This is a genomic window from Xanthobacter sp. DMC47, from assembly GCF_056313845.1.
In genome coordinates this window covers 1,959,034-1,982,814 of sequence record NZ_JBQUZM010000001.1, presented here as the reverse complement: position 1 = coordinate 1,982,814, position 23,781 = coordinate 1,959,034, and the positions used below count along the sequence as shown (strand labels likewise).

Annotated in this window: 22 protein-coding genes; 11 read left to right on the top strand and 11 right to left on the bottom strand. The window is 68.6% G+C overall.

What is annotated here, in order from left to right; genetic code table 11:
• Positions 1-41: 41 nt before the first annotated feature.
• Together ACT54R_RS09150 and ACT54R_RS09145 are read right to left on the bottom strand one after the other, a co-directional pair.
• Positions 42-695 carry a class I SAM-dependent methyltransferase gene (locus tag ACT54R_RS09150; RefSeq protein WP_476325552.1) on the bottom strand — a complete coding sequence of 218 codons (654 nt, stop codon included), beginning with the start codon at positions 693-695 and terminating at the stop codon, positions 42-44.
• The gene (locus ACT54R_RS09145; RefSeq protein ID WP_476325550.1) at positions 692-1,111 is read right to left on the bottom strand and encodes an EVE domain-containing protein; all 420 of its coding nucleotides are present in this window, start codon (positions 1,109-1,111) and stop codon (positions 692-694) included. Before ACT54R_RS09145 ends, ACT54R_RS09150 begins: the two co-directional genes overlap by 4 nt.
• 139 nt (positions 1,112-1,250) lie before the next feature.
• Here ACT54R_RS09145 and ACT54R_RS09140 point away from each other — a divergent pair, with 139 nt between their 5' ends.
• Positions 1,251-1,550, top strand: coding sequence for an antibiotic biosynthesis monooxygenase family protein (locus tag ACT54R_RS09140; RefSeq protein ID WP_168458385.1), 300 nt, complete (start codon positions 1,251-1,253; stop codon positions 1,548-1,550).
• A gap of 173 nt (positions 1,551-1,723) precedes the next feature.
• Positions 1,724-2,473, top strand: a complete 750-nt coding sequence (locus tag ACT54R_RS09135) for a YkgJ family cysteine cluster protein (RefSeq protein ID WP_476325548.1) — start codon at positions 1,724-1,726, stop codon at positions 2,471-2,473.
• A 476-nt stretch (positions 2,474-2,949) separates the two neighbouring features.
• Here ACT54R_RS09135 and adh read toward each other — a convergent pair whose 3' ends face one another.
• On the bottom strand, positions 2,950-4,470 hold the full coding sequence (adh, locus tag ACT54R_RS09130) for an aldehyde dehydrogenase (RefSeq protein ID WP_168458384.1): 1,521 nt from the start codon (positions 4,468-4,470) through the stop codon (positions 2,950-2,952).
• Positions 4,471-4,743: 273 nt separating this feature from the next.
• Here adh and ACT54R_RS09125 point away from each other — a divergent pair, with 273 nt between their 5' ends.
• Positions 4,744-6,690 (top strand): sigma-54-dependent Fis family transcriptional regulator, encoded by a 1,947-nt coding sequence (locus ACT54R_RS09125; protein WP_476325546.1) that lies wholly within the window; start codon positions 4,744-4,746, stop codon positions 6,688-6,690.
• Between the two features lie 15 nt (positions 6,691-6,705).
• Here ACT54R_RS09125 and ACT54R_RS09120 read toward each other — a convergent pair whose 3' ends face one another.
• Positions 6,706-7,512, bottom strand: a complete 807-nt coding sequence (locus ACT54R_RS09120) for a TrmH family RNA methyltransferase (protein ID WP_476325544.1) — start codon at positions 7,510-7,512, stop codon at positions 6,706-6,708.
• Positions 7,509-8,606: a LacI family DNA-binding transcriptional regulator gene (locus ACT54R_RS09115; protein WP_476325542.1), complete on the bottom strand. Its 1,098-nt coding sequence runs from the start codon at positions 8,604-8,606 to the stop codon at positions 7,509-7,511. The genes ACT54R_RS09120 and ACT54R_RS09115 overlap by 4 nt, the downstream gene beginning before the upstream one ends.
• 18 nt (positions 8,607-8,624) lie before the next feature.
• Between ACT54R_RS09115 and ACT54R_RS09110 the strand changes: the two genes are divergently transcribed.
• The 3 genes from ACT54R_RS09110 (at position 8,625) to ACT54R_RS09100 (ending at position 11,662) form a co-directional block, all read left to right on the top strand.
• Positions 8,625-9,638, top strand: a complete 1,014-nt coding sequence (locus ACT54R_RS09110; protein ID WP_476326444.1) for an NAD(P)-dependent oxidoreductase — start codon at positions 8,625-8,627, stop codon at positions 9,636-9,638.
• Positions 9,639-9,851: 213 nt separating this feature from the next.
• Positions 9,852-10,976 carry an OpgC family protein gene (locus ACT54R_RS09105; RefSeq protein WP_476325541.1) on the top strand — a complete coding sequence of 375 codons (1,125 nt, stop codon included), beginning with the start codon at positions 9,852-9,854 and terminating at the stop codon, positions 10,974-10,976.
• A complete protein-coding gene (locus ACT54R_RS09100) occupies positions 10,973-11,662 on the top strand; it encodes an SGNH/GDSL hydrolase family protein (protein ID WP_168458378.1) in 690 nt (229 codons plus the stop codon). The genes ACT54R_RS09105 and ACT54R_RS09100 overlap by 4 nt, the downstream gene beginning before the upstream one ends.
• Positions 11,663-11,741: 79 nt before the next feature.
• Here the strand turns inward: ACT54R_RS09100 and ACT54R_RS09095 are convergent, their stop codons facing one another.
• A complete protein-coding gene (locus ACT54R_RS09095; RefSeq protein ID WP_476325539.1) occupies positions 11,742-12,938 on the bottom strand; it encodes an acyltransferase family protein in 1,197 nt (398 codons plus the stop codon).
• A 241-nt stretch (positions 12,939-13,179) separates the two neighbouring features.
• On the opposite strand from ACT54R_RS09095, the gene ACT54R_RS09090 reads away from it, so the two are divergent.
• On the top strand, positions 13,180-14,403 hold the full coding sequence (locus ACT54R_RS09090; RefSeq protein WP_476325537.1) for a DNA methyltransferase: 1,224 nt from the start codon (positions 13,180-13,182) through the stop codon (positions 14,401-14,403).
• A gap of 1 nt (position 14,404) precedes the next feature.
• Here the strand turns inward: ACT54R_RS09090 and ACT54R_RS09085 are convergent, their stop codons facing one another.
• Positions 14,405-15,190 carry an outer membrane protein gene (locus ACT54R_RS09085; protein ID WP_476325535.1) on the bottom strand — a complete coding sequence of 262 codons (786 nt, stop codon included), beginning with the start codon at positions 15,188-15,190 and terminating at the stop codon, positions 14,405-14,407.
• Between the two features lie 83 nt (positions 15,191-15,273).
• The gene (gene mutY / locus ACT54R_RS09080) at positions 15,274-16,374 is read right to left on the bottom strand and encodes an A/G-specific adenine glycosylase (RefSeq protein WP_476326442.1); all 1,101 of its coding nucleotides are present in this window, start codon (positions 16,372-16,374) and stop codon (positions 15,274-15,276) included.
• A 77-nt stretch (positions 16,375-16,451) separates the two neighbouring features.
• Between mutY and ACT54R_RS09075 the strand changes: the two genes are divergently transcribed.
• Positions 16,452-16,946, top strand: a complete 495-nt coding sequence (locus tag ACT54R_RS09075; protein ID WP_476325533.1) for a DUF721 domain-containing protein — start codon at positions 16,452-16,454, stop codon at positions 16,944-16,946.
• A 228-nt stretch (positions 16,947-17,174) separates the two neighbouring features.
• Entirely contained in the window at positions 17,175-17,834 is a 660-nt protein-coding gene (locus ACT54R_RS09070; protein ID WP_476325531.1) for a DsbA family protein, read from the top strand.
• Positions 17,835-17,988: 154 nt separating this feature from the next.
• Here the strand turns inward: ACT54R_RS09070 and ACT54R_RS09065 are convergent, their stop codons facing one another.
• Positions 17,989-18,396, bottom strand: a complete 408-nt coding sequence (locus ACT54R_RS09065; RefSeq protein WP_476325529.1) for a tautomerase family protein — start codon at positions 18,394-18,396, stop codon at positions 17,989-17,991.
• Between the two features lie 115 nt (positions 18,397-18,511).
• Here ACT54R_RS09065 and ACT54R_RS09060 point away from each other — a divergent pair, with 115 nt between their 5' ends.
• Both ACT54R_RS09060 and ACT54R_RS09055 read left to right on the top strand, forming a co-directional pair.
• Positions 18,512-19,387, top strand: a complete 876-nt coding sequence (locus ACT54R_RS09060) for a LysR substrate-binding domain-containing protein (RefSeq protein ID WP_476325527.1) — start codon at positions 18,512-18,514, stop codon at positions 19,385-19,387.
• A gap of 235 nt (positions 19,388-19,622) precedes the next feature.
• Entirely contained in the window at positions 19,623-21,137 is a 1,515-nt protein-coding gene (locus ACT54R_RS09055; RefSeq protein ID WP_476325525.1) for a protein adenylyltransferase SelO, read from the top strand.
• A 657-nt stretch (positions 21,138-21,794) separates the two neighbouring features.
• Here ACT54R_RS09055 and groL read toward each other — a convergent pair.
• A complete protein-coding gene (gene groL, locus ACT54R_RS09050; protein WP_168458370.1) occupies positions 21,795-23,441 on the bottom strand; it encodes a chaperonin GroEL in 1,647 nt (548 codons plus the stop codon).
• 44 nt (positions 23,442-23,485) lie between these two features.
• Complete coding sequence (groES, locus tag ACT54R_RS09045; protein ID WP_029556583.1) at positions 23,486-23,776, bottom strand: co-chaperone GroES; 291 nt, start codon at positions 23,774-23,776, stop codon at positions 23,486-23,488.
• Positions 23,777-23,781 lie beyond the last annotated feature (5 nt).

The window sequence follows — 23,781 nt, the reverse complement described above, 5'->3', positions numbered from 1 at the left end:
CGGCTGCGCCGTCGCTTGTCCGGGGAGCGGGCGCGCCCCCCTCACGCCGGCCGCCACACCGCCGTGCGCTTGATCTCCATGTCCTCCAGCTCCCGCGTCACCGGAACCGAGTATTCGGCGAGCTTCACCAGCCGGTCCTTCGGCAGATAGGTGCGGCCGGGATCGCCGATGAGCACCGTCGCGCCGCGCCCGGCGAGGGCGAGGAGCCAGGCGAAGACCTTTTCCGCCAGGTCCCGCTCATAGGCGATGTCACCCGCGAGCACCGCGTCCCACCCATCGTCGCGGCCGATCAGGTCGTCCTGCGTGGGGGAGAGCACGACGCTGTTCGCTTCCCCGTTCAGCGCGATGGCGGCCACCGCGAAGGGGTCGATGTCGGCGCAGGTCACGCCCGCCGCCCCCGCCTTCATGGCCGCGATGCCCACGAGCCCGGAGCCCGAGGCAAAATCCAGCACGTGCTTTCCCCGCACCGTTTCGGGATGGTCCAGCACATGCCGGGCGAGGGCCTGTCCGCCGGCCCAGGCGAAGGCCCAGAAGGGCGGCGGCAGGCCGAGTTCGCCCAGTTCCTCCTCCGTGCGATGCCAGATGGGCACCGCCTCGTCGGCCACATGCAGAGACACCTCCGGCACCAGCGGCACCGGACGCAGGCGGGTTTCGGCGCGGATGAAGGCGGCGGGATCGCTGATCGCGCGGCTCACGCCTTCACGCCGCCCATGGCGCACACGAGCGCCCATTCCTCGTCCGTCACCGGCTGGACCGAGAGGCGGGAGAATTTCATCAGGGCCATTTCGGCGAGCCGCGGCTCGGCCTTCACGGCGGCGAGGGTGACGGGCGTCTTGAGCGGCTTCACCGCCTTGATGTCCACCATCACGAACTTGCCGGTGGGGTCGGAGGGGTCGGGATAGGCTTCCTTGATGACCTCGACGATGCCGACGATCTCCTTGCCCTCGTTGGAATGGTAGAAGAATCCGGTATCGCCGATCTTCATGGCGAGCATCTGCTGCTTGGCGAGGTGGTTGCGCACCCCGTCCCAGTGGGTGCCCTTGGCGCCCGCCTTCACCTGCATCTCCCAGGACCATTTGAAGGGTTCGGACTTGTAGAGCCAGTGGGCCATGGCAATGCTCGCGTTCGCAATCGATCGAGCGGATGTGCCGTGTCCCGCCGTGCTTGGCAAGGTTTGCTTGAGACGCCAGACGCCTTAATCTCCGCCGCCGGCGGCGCGGACGGCCGCCGTATCACGCAAGGAAGCGCACATGGTCTATGAGGTTGCCACGCTCGACATCAAGGAAGGCTCCGAGGCGGCCTTCGAGGCGGCGGTGAGGGAGGCGGCGCCCCACTTCCAGAAATCGCGCGGCTGCATCGGCATGTCGCTGGCCCGCGGCGTCGAGACGCCCACGCGCTATACCCTGCTGGTCACCTGGGAGAGCGTCGAGGACCACATGGTCCATTTCCGCAACTCGCCCGAGTTCCAGGAGTGGCGCCGCCTCGTCAGCCCCTACTTCGTCTCTCCCCCCTCCGTGGAACACACCACCGGGGTGGCGACCTACTTCTGAGGGCACTTCCCGCCCTCTCCGGACACGGGAGGGCGGGGCTCTACGCAGATTCCCGGACTTGTCGGCTATTCCCGATCGTACATAGCTTGTTCCATCTCAATGCTCCGGCTGCGGCTTTTCGCCAGCGTGCCGGATCGCCCGTTTGGGGCGCGATGCATTTTTGGAGGCTTGCCGTGGCGATCGCTTCTGAGCCAGAGACCGCATCCGACGGCCCCGCCGCCTTCTTCCGCGCCCAGCATGCCGCCTTCGGCGCGACGCTTGAGGCCCACGCGGCCTCGGCCGAGCTTCTCGATCGCCTCTGGATGCAGGCTTTTTCCAGCTACGAGCACAATGTCAACGAGCAGACGAAGGATCTGCCGCCGCTCGCCTGCCACAAGGGCTGCGGCACCTGCTGCCGCATCCAGGTGGCGGCGACCATGCCGGAAGTGCTGATGGTGGCGCGCTATGTCCGCGCCATGTCCGAGGGCTTCCGCAAGGTGGGCATCGATTTGCCCGCCCGTCTCGCCGCCGCGCAGGGGGCAAACCCCGCCGCCTCCGGCACCATGGCGCTCGGCGCGGAATGCCCGTTCCTCGCCGAGGGCATCTGCGTGATCTATCCGGTGCGCCCTTTGGCCTGCCGCGGCCATGTCTCGTTCGATGCCGAGGCCTGCATCGCCGCGCTGGAGGGGGAGGCGGACGAGGTGCCGGTCTCCGAGAGCCACCGTACCGTGCGGGCGCTGGTGCAGGGGGCGCTGCAATCGGCCCTGCGCGATGCCGGCAAGCCGTGGGCGCTCTACGATCTCCTCGGCGCGCTGCGCATCGCGCTTTCCCACCCCGACGCCGAGGGCGCTTTCCGCGCCGGCGCCGACGTGCTCGACCCCGCCATCATCGCCCATGTGAGCCGCGAGGAGATGGGCCGCACCTTCGACCGGCTGAAATCCTGAAGCCCGCGCGGCGTCCGAGCGAAGGCAACGCCTAAAGCCCGCGCGGCGTCTGACCGAAAGCAACGTCTAAAGCCCGCGCGGCGTCTGAGCGAAAGAAACGCGTGAAGCCCGCGCGGCGCTTGAGCGAAAACAACGCCAAAAGCACCAGCCGCACAACCACCGACGCCGCAGACCCGGGGGAAACGGGTCTGCGGTCGAAGCGCATGGCTGTCGGCCCTCCGTGTTTTTCTTTAGTCACTCACGCAAAGGAAAAGCCGGGGATGGCCGCTTTTTGAGGCCACCGCGCGCGCCGATGGGACGGTGAAACTTAACGCGCGCGGGGCCACGGCCACCCCCGGTGAAGCCCCGGGAGGGGGCAAGTCTGGAGCGTTTTCAAGCGAAGTGGAGACCGGTTCGCGTGAAGAAAACGCGTCGCAACAAAGACCGGATCATTTCAACGTTTTCGGGGAGCGTTGAAATGATCTCGGGATCGCCGATCAGAAGAAGCCGAGCTTCTTGGGCGAATAGCTGACCAAGAGGTTCTTGGTCTGCTGGTAGTGGTCGAGCATCATCTTGTGGGTCTCGCGACCGATGCCGGACTGCTTGTAGCCGCCGAAGGCCGCGTGGGCCGGGTAGGCGTGGTAGCAGTTGGTCCACACGCGGCCCGCCTCGATCGAGCGGCCGACGCGGTAGGCGCGCGAGCCGTCTCGGGTCCACACGCCGGCACCGAGGCCGAAGAGGGTGTCGTTGGCGATGTGCAGCGCCTCTTCCTCGTCCTTGAAGGTGGTGACGGAGACCACCGGGCCGAAGATCTCTTCCTGGAAGATGCGCATGTTGTTCTTGCCGAGGAAGACGGTGGGCTTCACGTAGAAGCCGTCCGCCAGCTCGCCGGTGAGCACGTTGCGCTCGCCGCCGGCCAGAACCTGCGCGCCTTCCGCACGACCGATGTCGATGTAGGACAGGATCTTGTGCATCTGCTCGGAGGAGGCCTGCGCGCCGATCATGGTGGAGGGATCGAGCGGCGAACCCTGCTTGATGGCGGCGACGCGGGCGAGCGCCTTCTCCATGAACTTGTCGAACATGCTCTCCTGCACCAGCGCGCGGCTCGGGCAGGTGCAGACTTCGCCCTGGTTGAGGGCGAACATGACGAAGCCTTCCACCGCCTTGTCGAGGAAGTCGTCGTCCTCGGCCGCCACGTCGGAGAAGAAGATGTTCGGCGACTTGCCGCCCAGCTCCAGCGTCACCGGAATGAGGTTCTGCGCGGCGTAGCCCATGATGAGCCGGCCGGTGCCGGTCTCGCCGGTGAAGGCGATCTTGGAGATGCGCGGCGAGGAGGCCAGCGGCTTGCCGGCCTCGAGGCCGAAGCCGTTGACGATGTTGAGCACGCCGGGGGGCAGAAGGTCGGCGATCAGCTCGGCGAGCACGAGGATGGAGGCGGGGGTCTGCTCGGCGGGCTTCAGCACCACGCAATTGCCGGCGGCCAGCGCCGGGGCGAGCTTCCACGCGGCCATCAGGATGGGGAAGTTCCAGGGGATGATCTGGCCCACCACGCCGAGGGGCTCATGGTAGTGATAGGCGATGGTGTCGTGGTCGATCTCGCCCAGCGTGCCTTCCTGGGCGCGGACGCAGGCGGCGAAATAGCGGAAATGGTCGATGGCGAGCGGGATGTCGGCCAGGGTCGTCTCGCGGATCGGCTTGCCGTTGTCCCAGGTCTCGGCGCGGGCGAGGAGGTCGAGATTGGCCTCCAGGCGGTCGGCAATCTTGAGCAGCACCAGCGCGCGGTCAGCGGCGGAGGCGCGGCCCCAGGCCTTCTTGGCGGCATGGGCGGCGTCCAGCGCGCGCTCGATGTCGTGCTCGTCGGAGCGGGGAACCTCGCAGATCACCTTGCCGGTGATGGGGGAGGTGTTCTCGAAGTAGCGGCCGTTCACCGGCTCGACGAAGGTGCCGCCGATGAAGTTGCCGTAGCGGGGCTTGAAAGGCGAGGTGTGGGCGCTCGAAAGAAAGGCGGGGCTGTTCATTTTTTCCTCCCGTGATGGTGCCGGAGGATTTGCACCGGTCGTGCCAGTTCTCGAATGTGCGCCGCACGCCTTTATTTGCGGTGCGGGAAGATGCTGTGAAAACTTGATTTTGACGGCACCTCGCGGGCCTACGCAGAAGCCCGACTTTACGGCCGGCGAATAGTCGTGCGAGACTGTCGCGCATAAGAACAGGGTGCCGCGACACCTGTCGCAAAATGCGACAGTCGGCGCCGATAATGTCGCGTCAGGGAAGCGAGACGAGCCGAGGGACGAATGCCTGCGCCATTTCCGCCCCTCTCGCCGGTGCCCCCGCCGGACGAGCTGCTCACCGCCCGCCGCCGGTTCTTTTCCGGCGCGCCCGGGGCGGAGCAGGCGCTCGCCCTTCCCATCATCCGCTCCTGGACCCGCTGCGCCGAGCGCGGCCTGCCCGTGGGCGGCCGGCTTAAGGCCGAGCCGTTGACGCAGGGCGAACTCTCCGTCCGCCGCGAACGCTACGAGGCCTTGCGCCGCCGCTGCCGGCCGGAGCTGGAGGCGCTGCACCTGAGCGCCAGCGCGGCGGGCGGCATCGTCATCCTCACCGATCCCGCCGGCCTCGTGCTCGACACCGTGGGCAGCGCCGATTTTGCCGACCGCGCCGCGCAGGTGGCCCTGCGCCCGGGCGTGAGCTGGAGCGAGGCAGACAGCGGCACCAATGCCATCGGCACGGCGCTGATCGAGCGCCGCGGCATCGAGGTGCGCGGCGCCGAGCATTATGCCGAGCCGCACGGCATCCTCACCTGCGCCGCCGCGCCCATCCACGATCCGTTCGGCGAACTGGTGGGCCTGCTCGACCTTTCCGGCCCCTCCGCCGTGCCGCATCTCCATGCGCTGGCGCTGGTGGAGCTGGCGGTGGGGCAGGTGGAGCACCGCATGTTCGAGGGGGCCTTCCCCGGCCGGGACGTGGTGCGCTTCCACGCCGACCCTTCTTTCCTCGGCACCGCGCGCGAGGGCGTGCTGGTGTTCGAGGATCATCGCCTCGTGGCCGCCAACCGCCCGGCCCTTGCGCTGCTCGGCCTCGGCTGGGACGCCTTGGGCGCGCGGCGCTTCTCCGAGCTGTTCGAGGGCAGCCTCGGCCGCCCGGGCGATGCCCGCCGCGCCCGCACGCCCAACGGCCCCGTGATGCTGCGGCTGGAGCGGCAGGCGCCGGCGCCCCTGCGGGCCGCCCCGGTGCCCGTCCCACCGCCGACGCCCGTCGCGGCCCCCGCCGGCCCGCGCTTCGATGCCGAGACCGAGCAGGCGCTGGGGCGCGCCATCCGGCTGATGAATGCCGGCGTCCCCGTGCTGATCCAGGGCGAGACCGGCTCCGGCAAGGAAGTGTTCGCCCGCCAGATCCACGCCCGTGGACCGCGCGCGGACCGCACCTTCGCCGCGGTGAACTGCGCGGCGCTGCCGGAAGGCCTCATCGAATCCGAGCTGTTCGGCTATGAGGACGGCGCCTTCACCGGCGCCCGCCGCGCCGGCTTCAAGGGCCTGTTCCGCGAGGCGGACGGCGGCGTGCTCTTCCTCGACGAGATCGGCGACATGCCGCTCGGCCTGCAAAGCCGCCTTCTGCGGGTGCTGCAGGAGCGGGAGGTGACGCCGCTCGGCGGTGGCAAGGCGGTGAAGGTGGACTTCGCCCTCGTCTGCGCCTCCCACCGCGATCTCAAGATGCTGGTGGAGCAGGGCAGCTTCCGCGCCGACCTCTATTTCCGCATCGCCCAATACACCGTGACGCTGCCCCCGCTCCGCAGCCTCGCCGACCGCGAGGCGCTGGTGGAGCGGCTGTGGCGCGAGATGGCGGGGCCGGGGGCGGACGCGCCGCTTCTTTCGCCCGAGTGCCGGGAGGTGCTGGCGCGCCATACGTGGCCCGGCAATTTCCGCCAGCTTACCGGCGTGCTCAAGGTGCTCCTCGCCTTGGCCGAGCCCGGCGAGACGGTCGGGCCGGAGGCGCTGCCGGCCGACGTTCGGACAAGCGATCTGCGCGGCGCGGTACCGCCCATGGGCAGCGCGGGTTCAGACCCGTTCGCGGCCCCCAATGCGGCGGCGGATGCGTCTGCCCTCTCCGGCGATCTCGGCAGCGTCACTCGCGCCGCCATGGATGCGGCGCTCAAGGAGTGCGACGGCAACATCTCCCGCGCCGCCCGCCGCCTCGGCATCCACCGCTCCACGTTGCACCGCCATCTCGCCTCCCGCGGACATTGAGGGGCGGAGGCGGGCTCACACCCCCGCCAGATGGTGCAGGACGATCCCCGACGTGGTGGCGACGTTAAGGCTGTCGAAGCCGGCCGCCATGGGGATGGCCACCGTGCGCACCCGCGCCATCACGTCCGCCGGAAGGCCAGGCCCTTCGGTGCCGAACAAAGCGGCGACGCGTGGCGGGCGGGGGAGGCGCGAGAGCGTCTCCCGCCCGGACGGCGACAGCGCCACTGCCTCGAAACCCCGCGCGGAAAGCAGTTCTATGAGCACGCCCGCATCCCGCACCCGGGCGAACGGCACCACGAGGCTCGCCCCCACGGAGACGCGGATGGCCTTGCGGTAGAGCGGATCGCAGGAGGCGTCATCGAGGATCACCGCATCGGCGCCGAAGGCGGCGGCGTTGCGGAAGATGCCGCCCATATTGTCATGATTGGTGAGGCCGAGGGCCGCCACCACCAGCGCCCGGGGCCCGAGGCCATCGAGCAGCGCGCCCACGTCCGGCAGCGGCCGTGCCGCCCCCAGCGCGAGGATGCCGCGATGGATGGGAAAGCCGACGATGGCGTCCATCACCCCCTGCGGCGCCACATATACGGGCAGGTCTTCCGGCAACGCCGCGATGAGGTCGGAAAGCCGCTCCGCCTGCGCCTGCGACAGCAGGACGGAGGTGAGCCGATGACCGCCGCGCGTTCCCAGCCGGCCGGCCAGCAGCCGCAGCACCACCTCGCCCTCGGCCATGAAGCCGCCCTGCCGGCCCACGAGATCGCGCTCGCGCACTTCGCGGAAGCCGGCGATGCGGGGATCGTCGGCCTCGGACACCGGAACGATCATAGGGGCCGGCGCTTCACCGGCACGGGGGCGCAGGTGCTGGCGCGCACCACCAGCTCGGGCTTCATCTCCGCGCGCTCCACCGGCCGGCCGGGATCGGCGATGCGCTTCAAGGCCAGCGTCGCGGCAGCGCGCCCGTATTCGGGAATGAAGGTGTGGACGGTGGTGAGCGGCGGGTACCAGACCCGCGCCTCCTCGATGTCGTCATAGCCGACGAGGGAGAAATCGCGGCCCGCGAGAAGGCCCGCCGCCTGCAATTCCATCAGCGCGCCGAACGCGGAGAGGTCGTTGAAGCACACGGCGGCGGTGGGCGGCTCGTCCAGCGCGAGGAGGCGCGCCATGGCCTTGCGGCCTTCCGCGCGCAGGCCCGGCCCTTCCATCACCAGCGCCGGATCAAGCGGGATGCCGGCGGCGGCAAGACCCGCCTTGTATCCGGCGAAGCGCTTGCGGCCGGTGGAGATGGCGCCGAAGCCGCCGATCATGCCGATGCGCCGGTGCCCCAGCGCAACGAGGTGCGCGACACCCAGCGCCACGCCCGTCACGTCGTCGGACCCCGCGAAGTCGAAGCCGGAGCCCTCGATCTCCCGCGTCACCTGCACCACGGCGATGCCGGTGGAGGCGAGCGCCTTCAGATCCTCCACCCGCGAATGGGCGGCCGGCGAGACGAGGAAGGCATCGGGGCGATATTCGGCCAGCGTGCCCAGCGTGCGGGTCTGGCGCGCCACGTCTTCCTGGCTGACGCCGAGCAGCACGGTCTTGCCCGCCTCGGAGAGGGCATCCTCCACCGCCGCCAGAAGCTCGGTGAAGGAGGGGTTCACGATGTCATGCAGGCCGAGGGCGACGATGTTGGTGCGCGCCGTGCGCAAGGCGGCGGCGCCGCGGTTTGCCACATAGCCCCGCGCCCGCGCCGCCTCCTGCACCTTCAGGCGCGTTGCCTCGGCGACCATGGGGCTGTCGCGCAGGGCCAGCGAGATGGTGGCCGTGGACAGGCCCAGCTCCCGGGCGAGGCCCTGGAGCGTCACCTTGCCAATGGGAACGCCGGCCGGAGCGGCACCGGCCGGGGCATCACCCGGCGGAGGAGGAATCGTCTCGTCCATGGGCCATCCCTATAGCGGATCTGTCGCGTCTCGCGCCGTCCTTTCCGCCATGCTAAACGATTTAGCGACAACGGCAACGACAGCCGTGACGATACGAACCGGGAGGATGCCATGGCAGGGACGCGGGTTGGATTCATCGGGGTCGGGCTCATGGGCCACGGCATGGCCAAGAACATCCTCGCCAAGGGCTTTCCCCTCGCCGTGATGGGCCACCGCAACCGCGCTCCGGTGGAGGATCTGGTCTCCCGCGGCGCCACCGAGGTGAAGACGCCGGCCGAGATGGCGGCGCAGTGCGACGTGATCGTGCTCTGCGTCACCGGCGCCCCCCAGGTGGACGAGGTGCTCAACGGCGAGAACGGCATCCTGAAGGCCGCCAAGGCCGGCCTGCACATCATCGACACCTCCACCTCCGAGCCGACGTTGACTATGGCGCTGGCGGAGAAGCTGGCGCAGGACGGCATCTTCCTCTGCGACGCGCCCTTGGGCGGCACGCCCATCCAGGCGGAGGAGGGCGCCCTTTCCGCCATGGTTGGCGCGGACGATGCGGCCTTCGCGGTGATCGAGCCGGTGGTGGCGGCTTTCGCCAGCCGCATCGTGCGGGTGGGCGCGCCGGGCGCCGGGCACACCATGAAATTGCTCAACAACTTCCTGTCGCTGGGCTACGGGGCCATCTATGCCGAGGCTTTGGCCATCGCCGGCAAGGTGGGGGTCATGGCTGAGGTGTTCGACAGCGTCATCCGCGGCTCGCGCATGGATTGCGGCTTCTACCAGACCTTCATGGGCTACGTGCTGGAGGCGAACGTGAACGCCCACCGCTTCACCATCGCCAATGCCCACAAGGACATGCGCTATGTGACGAACCTCGCCACCAACACCGGCGCGTCCGCCTTCATCAGCGCCACGGTGAAGAACCTTTACGCCGCCGCAGAAGGCCTCGGCAACGGCTCCAAGAACGTGCCGCAGATCACCGACGTGCTGGCGCAGATGAACGGGCTGCCCACCGTGCTCGAGCTGAAGGCGGCGGCGGAGTAGCCGTTACCGCAATTTACCGTCGTCCCGGCCGGGATTCACACTTCCGACACCGCCGCGCGCCAGCCTTCCCCGGCATGTCGTGCGGCGCAATGACTCATCGGCAGGGCGGAACCTTCCGGCCCCCGGTGCATTGCCCGCCATATGGCGCCCTTCCGGGCGCGTCGGATGGCAATCGGGAGGCTCGTGAGCGTGTCGCAGACCGGGCAACGATTGGTGAGCATCGATTTCTGGCGGGGCTTCGCCCTGCTGACGATCTTCATCAACCATATTCCCGGCCACGTCCTCGGCGGCTTCACCTATCGCAATTTCGGCTTTTCGGACGCGGCCGAGCTGTTCGTCTTCCTTGCCGGCATTTCCGCGGCCTTCGCCTATCTGCGCCCCTTCTCCGCCGGCGAGCGCGTGCGCACCACCGCGCGGGTTTGGATGCGCGCGTTCACGCTCTATGCCGCTCACCTCGTGCTGGTGGTGATGTCGGTGGTGGTGGTGGGCGGCTTCGTGGTGCTCACCGGCGACGAGCGCATGCTCGAATGGATGCACCTCGACATCATCCCGCAATATCCGCTGGAATCCCTCGTGGGCATCGGCCTGCTCACCTACCAGCCGGGCTATCTCAACATCCTGCCGCTCTATGTGGGGCTTCTGCTGCTGGCGCCGATCCTGCTGCTGCTGGCGCGGCGCAGCCTGGGCCTTGCCCTTGCGGCCTCGCTCACGCTCTATCTCGTCACCCAGATCGCCGACCTCGCCTTGCCGGTGTGGCCCGGGCCGGGCGGCTGGTTCTTCAATCCGCTGGCGTGGCAGCTCCTGTTCACCTGCGGCCTCGTCATCGGCGCGCTGATGGACCGGGGGCTGCGCTCGGCCGCCCATCAGGTGCTGGACGTCTCCGCGCCCCTCTATCTGCTGGTGGCGCTGGTGTGGGCGGTGCTCGGCTATCCGGTGACGCCGGATCTGTCGCCCGTGCCGCCCTTCCTGTGGGATTTCGACAAGACCAACCTCGCTTTGCCGCGCCTTCTGCACGTGCTGGCGCTGGCCTATTGCGTGTCGCGCCTGCCGCTGGAGGCGTGGCTGAAGACGAGCCCGTCGGCGGCGCCGCTGATCCTCATGGGCCGCCACGCGCTGCCGGTGTTCTGCCTCGGCACCGTGCTCAGCCTCGGCGCGCAGGTGGTGCGCCCCCTCGCCGATGGCGCGTTGAGTGTGGATTTGCTAATCATTGCGGCAGGTTTCTCGCTCCAGTGGTCCCTCGCATGGGCACTCGAATGGCAGCGCGGCGATCGCGCCCCCGCCCGGCAGGCGGCGCCGGCTCCGGCTTCTCCGGCCGCGGCGCTCGCGCCCCGTCCGTGAAGCGCGCGGCCGGCGCTCTTCTCGCCGCATGGCTGATGCTGTGCCCGCTGACGGCCGGGGCAACCATCTCCAGCGCCTGCCGCGTGCCGGACATCTTCCTCGCCTTCGACAGCGATCTGTCCCGCACCGAGCGGCTGGTGGACCGCTCCGCCCCCGTGCGCATCCTGATGATCGGCCCCCAGCCTGACCGGCAGGCGCTCTCTGAGAAAAAGCGCAGCCGGCTCGAGACGGAACTGAGCAACCGCCTGCCGAACATCACCTTCACCATCATCGACGAGGGCTTTACGCAGGGCCTCGCCCGGGATGATTTCAGCCGCATCCGCTCGGCCGTGGAGCGGGTGGCGCCGGACCTTATCATCTGGCAGGTGGGCACGGCCGACGCGCTCGCCGCCACCGATCCCGAAAGCTTCGCCCACACGCTGGAACAGGCCGCCGACTGGCTGCGCGGGCGCAACATCGACCTCGTGCTCATCGACCCGCCCTTCGTGCCGGGCGTGGACCACGAGCACCTCTACGGCCGCATCGTGAAGCAGATCGACGCGGTGTCGGACAAAGAGCGCATGAACGTGGTGCAGCAATACGGCGCCACCTCCTACCTCCAGGCCTCCGCCCGCTCCCCCGCCGAGGGCCGCGCCTGCATGGCGGAACTGGTCGCCGAGGCCATCGTGAAGGCCGTGACGCGATAGGGCGCGGATTGTCTGACGCTGGGCGAGGGCGGACGGAGGGGCCGCAGGCTGCTCCGCCCGACAATCAGATTCGGTCGGCCTACCCCCCGACCCGGGCTCGCACCGTCTCCGCGCCCCGACGGGTCAGGCGAAGCCAATGCTCTTCGAGCACCTTGAGACTGCCGCGCAGCTTTATGGCCGGCTTCTCAACGCAGTGCCACGACAAGACACCGCACAGGATCGACAGCGGCACCGCGAAGAGCAGGTTCAGATACCAGACGCGGGTGAACGGCAGCACGTCTGCAACGAACTGCTGAATGACGTAGCCGTAGAGATAGATGCCATAGGAATAGTCGCTCAGCCCGACGAACGCGCGCCGCTTCGGATTGCACAGGCCGAGGAAGATCGTCGCGTAGGCCGCGAAGATGATGCCGACATAGTGCCCGAGCGGGATGAACGTCGTGAAAAGAACGGCGAGCAGGATGGAGGGGACGAACAGGCGCCAGTCCCAGGGAATGTCATCCTTGTAGAGAAACAGGGCAACGCCGAGCAGGAAGCACACGATCAGCTCGCGGCCCGAAACATGCCCGACCAGAGGACCGAAAGGGTCCGCCCCGGCCATCGCCGGGCGGATCACTTCCGCGAACACGCAATAGAACAGGAGCAGGCCCAGCGCCGGAAACACGAGGATGCGCCGCCGCTTCACCCCGAGCACGATCAGGATCGAGATCGAGACGTAGCAAAGCAATTCCCACGGCACGGTCCAGAGCTGCCAGTTCACGATCAGCGGCTTCGGATTGTTCACGAACACGCCGGGCAGGTAATAGGTGATGTGGCCGGTGGCGTTCACGAGATACCGGAAGAACAGCGGATCGGTGAAGTATTCCCTGAGGGGCAGGATGGTCACCAGCGGCCCGACGATGAAGGCAGAAAGGATGACCTCCACCACCAGAGCCGGATAAATGCGAATGAACCGCAGGCCGGCAAACATGACGAGGGTCTTGGAGCGGAACATGCTTCCAGACACGAGGAAGCCGCTCAGAATGAAGAACGCCGGAAGGACAAGCTGGAAATAGGGCGCGAACGGGCCGTTGAAAAACTCTTCTCCGAACGCCTCGCCCTGGGCGATCGTCGCGGCGTGGGGCACCAGCACCGAGAGCGCCAGGATCAGTCGCATGAAATCGAAGCCGGAGGGCCTGAAATCGTCCAGCTCGAGTTTGGCACCAAGCGAAAGTGGACGTGATGAACCGACCATTGAAATCCCGCCCCCGGGTTGCGCCATTCTCTGCCCGTTCAACACCGCCGCCAGCCAGCAGCCCGCCGCCCTGCCGATTGCGTGACGGGCATTTTCCCAGCATTTCAGACGTGTTTATCGCCTTCATGAATAGCAGGTCGGCGGTTGGCGCGGAAGCCAGCGCAGCAAAATTGTGGGCACTGCAGCAAAAGCATCTTCGGCATCTTCTGCCGCATGGAAACGCCACCTTAACCCATTGCCGCCATCCTCAGGCTCGTGAGTAAGCGTTGCGTAGGGTTGCGTCATGCGTAGTGTGGCCAAGGGGGCGGCCGGGCGGACGGCGCGTCAATGTCGTCCGGAGTATCCCGCAATCGCCCCCTTGGCGGCCCCGCCGGCCGCCCCTCGGGGAGCGGCTCCTGCGGGAGCGGCTCGGGACCGTGCTCTCCCCCTCAATGAAATCCTGATCGGCGACACCATCGCCCGCATGGCGGCCTTGCCCGCCGGCTCGGTGGATCTCGTCTTTGCCGATCCGCCCTACAACCTCCAGCTCGGCGGCGAGCTGAAGAGGCCGGACGAAAGCCGCGTGGACGCGGTGGACGACCATTGGGACCAGTTTGAGAGCTTCGCGGCCTATGATGCCTTCACCCGCGCCTGGCTGTTGGCCGCGCGGCGGGCGCTGAAGCCGAACGGCACGATGTTCGTCATCGGCTCCTATCACAACATCTTCCGCGTCGGCGCGCTGATGCAGGATCTGGGCTTCTGGATCCTCAACGACATCGTGTGGCGCAAGGCGAACCCCATGCCCAACTTCCGGGGCCGGCGGTTCACCAATGCGCACGAGACCCTGATCTGGGCCGCCCGCAGCGCGGAGTCGAAATACACCTTCAATTACGAGGCGCTCAAAGCCGGCAACGAGGACGTGCAGGTGCGCTCCGACTGGCTCTTCCCGCTCTGCACCGGGCAGGAGCGGCTGAAGGACGAGAAGGGCCGCAAGCTCCACCCCACCCAGAAGCCCGAGGCGCTTCTCGCCCGCGTGCTGCTCTCCTCCACCAAGCCCGGCGACGTGGTGCTCGATCCCTTCTTCGGCTCCGGCACGACGGGGGCGGTGGCCAAGCGCCTGCGCCGGTCCTTCATCGGCATCGAGCGCGAAGAGACTTATGCCGAAGCGGCGCGCGCGCGCATCGATGCCGTGGAGCCGCTGGCCGAAGACGCTCTGGTCGCCCCCCCGAGCGCGCGGGAAGCGCCGCGCGTCGCCTTCTCGGCGCTGGTGGAGCGCGGGTTCGTCACGCCGGGCGCGGAACTCACCGACGCCAAGGGCCGCTTCCGCGCCGTGGTGCGGGCGGATGGCACCATTTCGCTGGCCGACAGCCCGAACGTGGGTTCCATCCACCGCGTCGGCGCCCTCGCCCAGGGGGCGGAGGCCTGCAACGGCTGGACCTTCTGGCACGTGGAAGAGGAAGGCCGCCGCCACCCCATCGACATCCTGCGCGCCCGCCTGCGGGCGGAGATGGGCATCGCCGCCGAATAGCTCAGAAGCGGTAGTTCACGCCCGCGCGCACCACGTTGAAGGCGTAGTCCGACGATGCGGCGATGACGAAGTTCGGCACCGGGTTGCCCGGGCTGTTGGCAAGCGGGAAGGTGCTGCTGCCAAGGTCCACATAGAGATATTCCGCCTTCACCGACCAGTGGGCGTCGATGCGCGTCTCCGCGCCGCCGCCCACGGTCCAGCCCCAGCGGGTGGAGGAGTTTGAACCCGCCCAGGCATATTGCGCGCCGTTGGCGCCGCCGATGAAAAGGCTGCTGCCCGCATTGCCGACCGCGAGGCCGCCGGTGGCGTAGAGCAGCGTCGTCCCGACCGCATAGCCGAGCCGCGCCCGCAGCGTGCCGAACCACTCGCCGGTCAGCGCATAGTCCTTGACGATGAACTGGCCGGGATTGACCAGCGAGGGGAGGATTTCGCTCCCGGCCTGGCTCCGGTCGGCATAGGCGAAGTCAGCCTCGAGGCCGGCCACCACCGCGTTCCACTGCCAATTGTAGCCGATGGTCGCCCCGGCGCTGAAGCCGGCGGAGGAGCTCCCCAGCGCCGTCTCATACTGGAGCGCATGCAGCACGGGATCGGACTGCAGGAAGGCGCCGCCGAGCTGAGGCGTGACGCTGGAGGCATCGATCACCGCGCCGGCGGTCACACCGGCATAGAAGCCCTGCCAGGACATCGGCGCGGCGGCGGCAGGGACAGGCGCCTTCACCGCAAGATCCGCCGCCCACACCGGTGCGCATGTTGCCACTACGGCCGCAACGGCCAGTCCGAACCGCATCTCTTGCCCCCAAGTCTCCCAGCGCAGGCTTAGCTTTACGAGGCTCGGGGCGCCCGATGCAAGGTCCGTCTAGGGACCGCATCTCATCGGTCGTCGAGATGCGCGAGCACCTTGCGCATGACCGAGGGCAGCGCCTCCGCATCGAACCCGTCCGGTGTCACCCAGCGGTGCCCCTCGGGGGCGGGTGCCGTTGCGGGGAGGTCGGCGCGCAGCACCTTCAGCGTCAGCGCGAAATGGGTGAACACATGCTCCACCGCGCCGGGCAGCGCCCGCCAGCGGGCCTTGAGCGGTGCGTGGGCCTCGGGCGCCTCCGTCTTCGGGCCCCATGGCGTGGACGGCACTTCCGTCATCTTCGCCAGAAGCCCCTTGTCCGGCCGGGTACGCAGCAGAACCGCGCCATCCGCACGCACGGCGAGGAAGGCGACGCCCTCCCGCCGCGGCTTGTCGCCCTTGGGCGCCTTCACCGGATAGAGCGCGGCATCCCCCGCCGCCCGCGCCTCGCACGGTTCCATCCAGGGGCAGAGCGAGCAGGCCGGCGAGCGCGGCGTGCAGATGGTGGCGCCGAGATCCATCATCGCCTGCGCGAAATCGCCGGGGCGCTCTGCGGGGGTCAGGGCAGCGGCCAGCGCCTTGATGCGGGGCTTCGCGCCGGGCAAGGGCTCGGCCACCCGATAAAGGCGGGAGACGACGCGCTCGATATTGCCGTCCACCGGGCTCGCCTTGAGGTCGAAGGCGATGGCGGCGATGGCCGCAGCCGTATAGGGGCCGATCCCGGGCAGATCGAGCAGCGCCGCCTCGTCGTCCGGGAAGCGCCCGCCATGGCGCGCCACCACCGCCTGCGCGCAGGCGTGCAGGTTGCGGGCGCGGGCGTAATAGCCGAGCCCCGCCCAGGCGGAGAGCACCTCCTCCAGCGGTGCCGCCGCGAGGTGGGAGACCGTGGGCCAGCGGGCGAGGAAGCCGGTGAAATACGGCCCCACCGCCTTCACCGTGGTCTGCTGGAGCATGATCTCGGACAGGAAGACGTGGTAGGGGTCCGCCGTCCGGCCCGGCTCGGCCCGCCAGGGCAGGCGGCGGCGGTGGCGGTCGTACCAGGCGAGGAGCGCGGCGGGGGCAGGCGTGCCGGGTTTGGCGCCGGGTTTTCCGGCACCGCTTGCGGCCGCGCGTGCGGCGGGGGAGGATGTCATGCGGCCAAGGTGGCCGCGCCCGCGTGCCGGGGCAAGAGCCTCGCCCACCCCTCTTTCCTTCGTGTGCCGGAAACGCCTTGAACACCTCGAACTTCACCCGTCGCCACCGTGGCCCGCGCCCCCTCGCCGATTTCGTGGCGCCGGGGATCAGCGACCTGTGCGGCCGCGCCGGCTTCTCGGTGGTGGAGGTGGTGACCCATTGGGACGAGATCGTCGGCCCGGACCTCGCGCCCCGCTGCATCCCCCTCAAGCTGCAATGGCCGCGGGAGGACGGGGCGGCGGCGACCCTCGTGGTGCGGGTGGAAGGCGCCTACGCCATCGAGCTGCAATATGCCGCCGGCATCGTGGTGGAGCGAATCAACGCCTATTTCGGCTGGCGCTGCGTCGGCCGCCTGATGCTTCGACAGGGGCCTGTGCCCCAGCGCCACGCGCCGCCGCCGGTGCCGCCGAAGCCCGACAAGGCCACCATCGCCGCCGTGCGACACGAGATCGGCACCTTCGAGGACGAGGCGCTGGCCGAGTCGCTTGCAAAGCTCGGTGCGCTGGTGCGGCGCGAGCAGCGTGGCGGCTGAGGCGCGGATGCCAGACGGCCGGCGTTCACCCGTCCGTTATCGGCGCGGGAAGGCGCGGGCCTTTCCCGCCATAAGGGCGACATGATAGAGCCCCAAGGCTTTTGCGCAGGATCGGCGTCGCCGCGCCGGACCTGACCCCGTTTCCCGTCCTGATGCCCCTACGGAACCGGCGATGCGGCCAAGACCGGGAAGCCCGGTCGCCAGCCGCCGGACCATTCGGAGATGTCCATGATTGTCGATCGCCGCCGTTTCCTGGTTGGAGCAGGCCTCGCCGCGCTGGCGGCTGGTCTCGGCCTGCCGCTCTCCTTCGATCCGGCCGCGGCCCAGACGGTGGAGCAGGCCAAGCTGATCGCGCCCGCCGCGAGCCCGCTGCCTGAGAAGGCGCTGGGCAGCGCCACCGCGCCGGTCACCGTCATCGAATATGCCTCGATGACCTGCAGCCATTGCGCGGCCTTCCACACCGGCACCTTCCCCGAGCTGAAGAAGAAGTACATCGACACCGGCAAGGTGCGCTTCATCTTCCGCGAGTTCCCGTTCGAGCCGGTGGCCACCGCCGCCTTCATGCTCGCCCGCTGCGTGCCCGAGGACAAATATTTCCCCATGGTCTCGACCCTGTTCGAGACGCAGAAGACCTGGGCCTACAGCACCGACCCCGCCGCCGGCCTCCTCGCCGTCGCCAAGCAGGCCGGCATGAGCCAGGCCGATTTCGAGAAGTGCCTCACCGACCAGCAGCTCGGCGAGAAGGTGCAGGAAAGCGCCCTCTACGCCAACAAGGAGCTGGGCGTGAGCGCGACTCCCACCTTCTTCATCAACGGCAAGAAGGTCTCCGGCGCCCTCGGCATCGCCGAATGGGACAAGGAACTGGCACCGCTGCTCGCCGGCAAGTGAGTTTCGCTGAACTGATGGTCAAGGGCCGGTGCGCTGCGCCGGCCCTTTTGATTCCCGATTGCCTTCGCTCAATCGCCGCGCGGGTTTACTCGTTGCTCACGCTCAAGCGCCGCGCGGGCTTTCACGTTGCCTTCGCTCAATCGCCGCGCGGGCTTCAGGCGGCCCGGAGCTTCCTCTCCACATAGCGGCTTTCCTGCGTGCGCCCGCCGTAGCCATAGGCATCGGCCTTCACCTCGCGCACGAGGATGTAGCTCTCCTCGTCGAGGTCCGGCAGCAGGCCGGACATGGCGGCGAAGACGGCTTCCAGATAGGCGGCCTTCTCGTCCTTGGTGTTGGTGCCGTCCACCACGAGAATGTCGAGGGAGAAGGACGTGCGCGCCTTCGCCGACAGCGCCTCTCCGCCGACGAACCACTGCTCGGCCGGCACGAAGGAGATGGCGACGGCCGTCACCTTGGGGTCCTTGCGCAGGATGCGGGCGGTGAGGTCGGACAGGGTGGCGGCGACCTTGGCGGCGAGGGCGGCATCCGGGGCGCCGGACAGCTTCACGTTCAGAATGGGCATTTTGACCTCCATCGGCGCGATGCACCGGCATCGGCTGCGATGGCTTGTTCTAGGCTGCCCCAATTGATGAGAAAAATTGAATTCTAAAATCCCAGAGTTTTGCTAATCTCATAGCATGATCCGCAATCTCGACCTCGACCTCATCCGCAGCTTCGCCGCCGTGGCCGACCTCGGCTCCATATCCGCGGCGGCGCGGAAGGTGGGGCGCAGCCAGTCGGCGGTGAGCCTGCAGATGGACCGCCTCGCCGAGGCGGTGGGCTTCTCCCTTCTGGAGCGGCGCGGGCGGGCGGTATCGCCCACCTCGCGCGGTGCGGCCTTCCTGGAGGATGCGCGGCGCCTGCTGGACCTCAACGACCGCATCCTCACCCAGCACGTCCACGGCGCCTTCGCCCAGCCGCTCCGGTTGGGCTTCGTGCAGGATGTGGGCGAGCAGGTGCTCCAGCGCATTCTCTATCGTCTCTCGGCCAGCTTCCCGCAGGCGCCCATCACCGTGCGCGTCTGCACCACCTCCCACATGCTCGACATGCTGCGCGCCGAGGAGCTGGACGCGGCCGTGGGCTTCCGCGCCGAGAGCGAACTGCCGGCCTCCCTGCTGCTGCGCGAATCCATGGTGTGGATCGCCGCACGCCAGCTCCGCCTTGACCGCGAGGCGCCGGTGCCTCTCGTGCTGTTCGAGCACCCGTGTTCCTGCCGCACGGCCGCCATCGCCGCGCTGAACGCTGCCGGGCGGCAATTCCGCATCGCCTTCACCAGCCCCAGCCTGCCGGGCCTGATGGCGGCGGTGGGGGCGGGAATGGGCGTCACCGTGCGCTCGCCGCGGGCGCTTCGACCCGACCTCGCCATCGTCGCCGACCTCGACCGCGCGGCGCTGCCGGACATGGAATTCCTGCTCTACACCCGCCCCGGCGCCCGCCCGCCGGCGCTGCAGAAGGTGGAGGAGGTGCTGCAGGAGGAATTGCGGCGCGAGCATCCGCTCTACGCGGTGGCGTGAGCCCGCGCGGCGCTTGAGCGAAGGCAACGAAAGAGCCCGCGCGGCGCTTGAGCGGAAGCAACGCACAAAGCCCGCGCGGCGATTGAGCGGAGACAACGCGAAACATCCGCGCGGCGCTTGAGCGAAGGCGACGCAAAAACCTGCTCAAGCTGGACAGGCCGGGATGAACCCGGCACCCTTTTCCCATCGTTCGGTCCGGGACTGCCCCTTTTCGAGCCCGGCGGAGATTGCCGCGATGACCAGCACACAGCCGACCCCGAAGGCGTCCCCCGCCTTTCCGTTCGACAATTCCTATGCCCGCGACCTCGCCGGCTTCTATGCGCCGGTGCTGCCGACCCCGGTGGAGGCGCCGGCGCTGGTGAAGGTCAACACCGACCTCGCCGAGCTGCTCGGCCTCGACCCCGCCGATCTCGCGACGCCCGAGGGCGTCGCCGTGTTCGCCGGCCTCGCCGTGCCGGAGGGTGCGGAGCCCATCGCGCTGGCTTATGCCGGGCACCAGTTCGGCCATTTCTCGCCCCAGCTCGGCGATGGCCGCGCCATCCTCCTCGGCGAGGTGGTGGGCCGGGACGGTCTGCGCCGCGACATCCAGCTGAAGGGCTCCGGCCCCACCCCCTTCTCCCGCCGGGGCGACGGTCGGGCTGCGCTCGGGCCGGTGCTGCGGGAATATATCGTCAGCGAGGCCATGGCCGCGCTGGGCATTCCCACCACGCGGGCGCTGGCGGCCGTCACCACGGGCGAAGCCGTGGTGCGGGATCGCGCGCTGCCGGGCGGCGTGCTGGCGCGGGTAGCGGCGAGCCACATCCGCATCGGCACCTTCCAGTTCTTCGCCGCGCGCAAGAGCTTCGATGCGGTGAAGCAGCTCGCCGACTACACCCTCGCCCGCCACTATCCCGACCTCGTGGGGGCGGAGAACCCCTATCTCGCCTTGCTCGACGGGGTCATCGGCCGGCAGGCGGCGCTGGTGGCGCGCTGGCTGTGCGTCGGCTTCATCCATGGGGTGATGAACACCGACAACATGTCGGTGTCGGGCGAGACCATCGATTACGGCCCCTGCGCCTTCATGGACGCCTACGATCCCAACACGGTCTTTTCCTCCATCGACGAGATGGGGCGCTATGCCTATGGCAACCAGCCGGACATCGCCCACTGGAACCTCGCCCGCTTCGCCGAATGCCTCATCCCCATCATGACGCCTTCTTTGGGTGAGGACCGGGAAGCCGCCATCGCCGCCGCCAATGCGGCGCTCGGCACCTTCCCGAAGCGCTTCTATGCGGCCTACCACGCCGGCCTTTGCGCCAAGATCGGCCTGCCGGAGGCGGGCGACGAGGACGTGGCCCTCGCCCACGACCTCCTCAACGTGATGATCGGCTCCAGGGCCGACTTCACCCTCACCTTCCGCCGCCTCGGCGCGCTGGCAGAGGACGCGGACGCGGGCGGGCCGGTGCGCGACCTCTTCCTCGACCGCGCCGCCTTCGATACCTGGGCCGAACGCTGGCGCGCGCGCCTCGCCGAGACGGGCTGCGCGGGTGCCGACATCCGCGCCGGGATGGATGGGGTGAACCCGCTCTTCATCCCCCGCAACCATCTGGTGGAAGAGGTCATCGCCGCCGCCATCGAGCGCGGCGACCTCGGCCCCTTCGAGCGGCTGAACACGGTGCTGGAGCATCCCTATGCGGAGCAGCCGGAGTTCGCCGCCTATGCGGGGCTGCCGCCGTCCATGGAGGGGTATCGGACGTTCTGCGGGACGTGAGGGGGGCTCTCTAGGCTTAGAACGGCTAAGCTCCCTCTCCCCTCAAAGTCGGCTTCTGCCGACTTTGACCTACACGAACCGAACTCGGCAAAAGCCGAGTTCGGGCGGGAGAGGGCAGGGGTCAGGGGTGTATCGCCGCTCGAACCGGCATCGGACATGCGGAAGCAGCCCCCCTCACCCCCAACCCCTCTCCCGCAAGGGGAGAGGGGAGCATGGCCCGATGCGGCAGACTTTGCCGCTGGACCCCGGATCCGCGCTCCGGCTGCGCCGTCGCCTGTCCGGGGCACAGAACCAATATCGCCGTCGTCCTCCGACTTGATCGGAGGACCCATGGTGACGTTTGTTCTGCGTTTCGGCTGCCCGCGCAGGCGACGGGATGGCCCTCCGGTCACGCCGGAGGCGACGGCGGTCTGGGCCGCCCTGGCGTCCCGGACGCATGCAGCGCCAGCGGAATGCGAGCCGGGACCCAGCGCAAGAGTTCGCCGCAGGCGCTTCTTCAAACTACCGTTCTCAGGGATTGCCCCCGCTGCGCGGGAGTTTCGCGCTTGACCCCGGATCGGCGCTCCACCTGCGGTGTCGCTTGTCCGGGGAACGGCAAAAGAAAAGGGCGCAGCCTTTCGGCCGCGCCCTCTCTTTCTTCCCGGATGGGAGGGTGGATCAGAAATCCATGCCGCCCATGCCGCCCATGCCGCCGCCCGGCATCGCGGGCATGCCGGAGTCCTTCTTCGGCAGCTCGGCGACGAGCGCTTCGGTGGTGACGATCAGGGCCGCGATGGAGGCGGCGTCCTGGAGGGCGGTGCGCACGACCTTGGCCGGATCGACGATGCCGGCGGCGATCATGTCCACATACTCTTCCGTCTGGGCGTTGAAGCCGAAGGACGGATCGTTGGACTCCTGCACCTTGCCCACCACGATGGAGCCTTCCACGCCGGAATTCTCGGCGATCTGGCGGATGGGGGCCTCGAGGGCGCGCAGGACGATCTTGATGCCGGCCTTGATGTCGGCGTTGTCGGAGGTGACCTTCTCCACCGCCGCCTTGGCGCGGAGCAGGGCGACGCCGCCGCCGGGGACGATGCCCTCTTCCACCGCAGCGCGGGTGGCGTTGAGCGCGTCGTCAACGCGGTCCTTCTTCTCCTTCACCTCGACCTCGGTCGAGCCGCCGACGCGGATCACCGCGACGCCGCCCGCGAGCTTGGCCAGACGCTCCTGGAGCTTCTCGCGGTCGTAGTCCGAGGTGGTCTCCTCGATCTGCGCCTTGATCTGGTTCACGCGGGCCTCGATGTCGGCCTTCTCGCCGACGCCGTCCACGATGGTGGTCTTTTCCTTCTCGAGGATGACCTTCTTGGCGCGGCCGAGCTGGGCGAGGGTGACGTTCTCGAGCTTGATGCCGAGGTCCTCGGAGATCACGGTGCCGCCGGTGAGGATGGCGATATCCTCAAGCATCGCCTTGCGGCGATCGCCGAAGCCGGGAGCCTTCACCGCCGCGACCTTCAGGCCGCCGCGCAGCTTGTTGACCACGAGGGTGGCGAGCGCCTCGCCTTCCACGTCCTCGGCGATGATGACGAGGGGACGGCCGGTCTGCACCACGGCCTCGAGGACCGGCAGGATCGGCTGGAGGCCGGAGAGCTTCTTGTCGAAGATGAGCAGGAAGGGCTCTTCCAGGTCGGCGATCATCTTCTCCGCATTCGTGATGAAGTAGGGAGAGAGATAGCCGCGGTCGAACTGCATGCCCTCGACCACTTCGAGCTCGGTCTCGGCGGTCTTGGCTTCCTCGACGGTGATGACGCCTTCGTTGCCCACGCGCTGCATGGCGCCGGCGATCATCTCGCCGATGGAGGCATCGCCGTTGGCGGAGATGGTGCCGACCTGCGCGACTTCGGCGGAGGAGGAGACCTTCTTGGCGCGGCCCTTGATGTCGGCGATGGCGGCGGCGACGGCGAGGTCGATGCCGCGCTTCAGGTCCATCGGGTTCATGCCGGCGGCGACCGACTTGGCGCCTTCCTTCACGATGGCCTGGGCCAGCACGGTGGCGGTGGTGGTGCCGTCGCCGGCGAGGTCGTTGGTCTTGGAGGCGACCTCACGCACGAGCTGGGCGCCGAGGTTCTCGAACTTGTCCTCGAGCTCGATCTCCTTGGCCACCGACACACCGTCCTTGGTGATGCGGGGAGCGCCGAAGCTCTTCTCGATCACCACGTTGCGGCCCTTGGGACCCAGGGTGACCTTCACGGCGTTGGCGAGGATGTCGACGCCGCGCAGCAGCTTCTCGCGCGCGTCGGAGGAGAACTTTACTTCTTTGGCAGCCATCACGGCCTCCTTATGATTCTGTTTCGCTCAGAAGACGCGCAAGATCACTTGGCGATGACGCCGAGGATGTCGCTTTCCTTCATGATGAGCAGGTCCTGGCCGTCGATCTTGACCTCGGTGCCGGACCACTTGCCGAACAGCACGCGGTCGCCGGCCTTCACGTCGAGGGGGACGAGCTTGCCGCTCTCGTCACGGGCGCCGGCGCCCACCGCGATCACCTCGCCCTCCTGGGGCTTTTCCTTGGCGGTGTCGGGGATGATGATGCCGCCGGCGGTCTTCTGCTCGGCTTCGATGCGCTTGACGACCACGCGGTCGTGCAGAGGACGGAAGGACATGGGTC

Excerpts from the sequence above, each read along its gene's own strand:
- ACT54R_RS09140 (WP_168458385.1), top strand. The coding sequence starts at position 1,251 with ATGGTCTATGAGGTTGCCACGCTCGACATCAAGGAAGGCTCCGAGGCG.
- ACT54R_RS09115 (WP_476325542.1), bottom strand. The coding sequence starts at position 8,606 with ATGGACGAGACGATTCCTCCTCCGCCGGGTGATGCCCCGGCCGGTGCC.
- ACT54R_RS09125 (WP_476325546.1), top strand. The coding sequence starts at position 4,744 with ATGCCTGCGCCATTTCCGCCCCTCTCGCCGGTGCCCCCGCCGGACGAG.
- ACT54R_RS09145 (WP_476325550.1), bottom strand. The coding sequence starts at position 1,111 with ATGGCCCACTGGCTCTACAAGTCCGAACCCTTCAAATGGTCCTGGGAG.
- ACT54R_RS09090 (WP_476325537.1), top strand. The coding sequence starts at position 13,180 with ATGCGTAGTGTGGCCAAGGGGGCGGCCGGGCGGACGGCGCGTCAATGT.
- ACT54R_RS09055 (WP_476325525.1), top strand. The coding sequence starts at position 19,623 with ATGACCAGCACACAGCCGACCCCGAAGGCGTCCCCCGCCTTTCCGTTC.
- ACT54R_RS09120 (WP_476325544.1), bottom strand. The coding sequence starts at position 7,512 with ATGATCGTTCCGGTGTCCGAGGCCGACGATCCCCGCATCGCCGGCTTC.
- mutY (WP_476326442.1), bottom strand. The coding sequence starts at position 16,374 with ATGACATCCTCCCCCGCCGCACGCGCGGCCGCAAGCGGTGCCGGAAAA.
- adh (WP_168458384.1), bottom strand. The coding sequence starts at position 4,470 with ATGAACAGCCCCGCCTTTCTTTCGAGCGCCCACACCTCGCCTTTCAAG.
- ACT54R_RS09070 (WP_476325531.1), top strand. The coding sequence starts at position 17,175 with ATGATTGTCGATCGCCGCCGTTTCCTGGTTGGAGCAGGCCTCGCCGCG.
- groL (WP_168458370.1), bottom strand. The coding sequence starts at position 23,441 with ATGGCTGCCAAAGAAGTAAAGTTCTCCTCCGACGCGCGCGAGAAGCTG.
- ACT54R_RS09085 (WP_476325535.1), bottom strand. The coding sequence starts at position 15,190 with ATGCGGTTCGGACTGGCCGTTGCGGCCGTAGTGGCAACATGCGCACCG.
- ACT54R_RS09065 (WP_476325529.1), bottom strand. The coding sequence starts at position 18,396 with ATGCCCATTCTGAACGTGAAGCTGTCCGGCGCCCCGGATGCCGCCCTC.
- groES (WP_029556583.1), bottom strand. The coding sequence starts at position 23,776 with ATGTCCTTCCGTCCTCTGCACGACCGCGTGGTCGTCAAGCGCATCGAA.
- ACT54R_RS09060 (WP_476325527.1), top strand. The coding sequence starts at position 18,512 with ATGATCCGCAATCTCGACCTCGACCTCATCCGCAGCTTCGCCGCCGTG.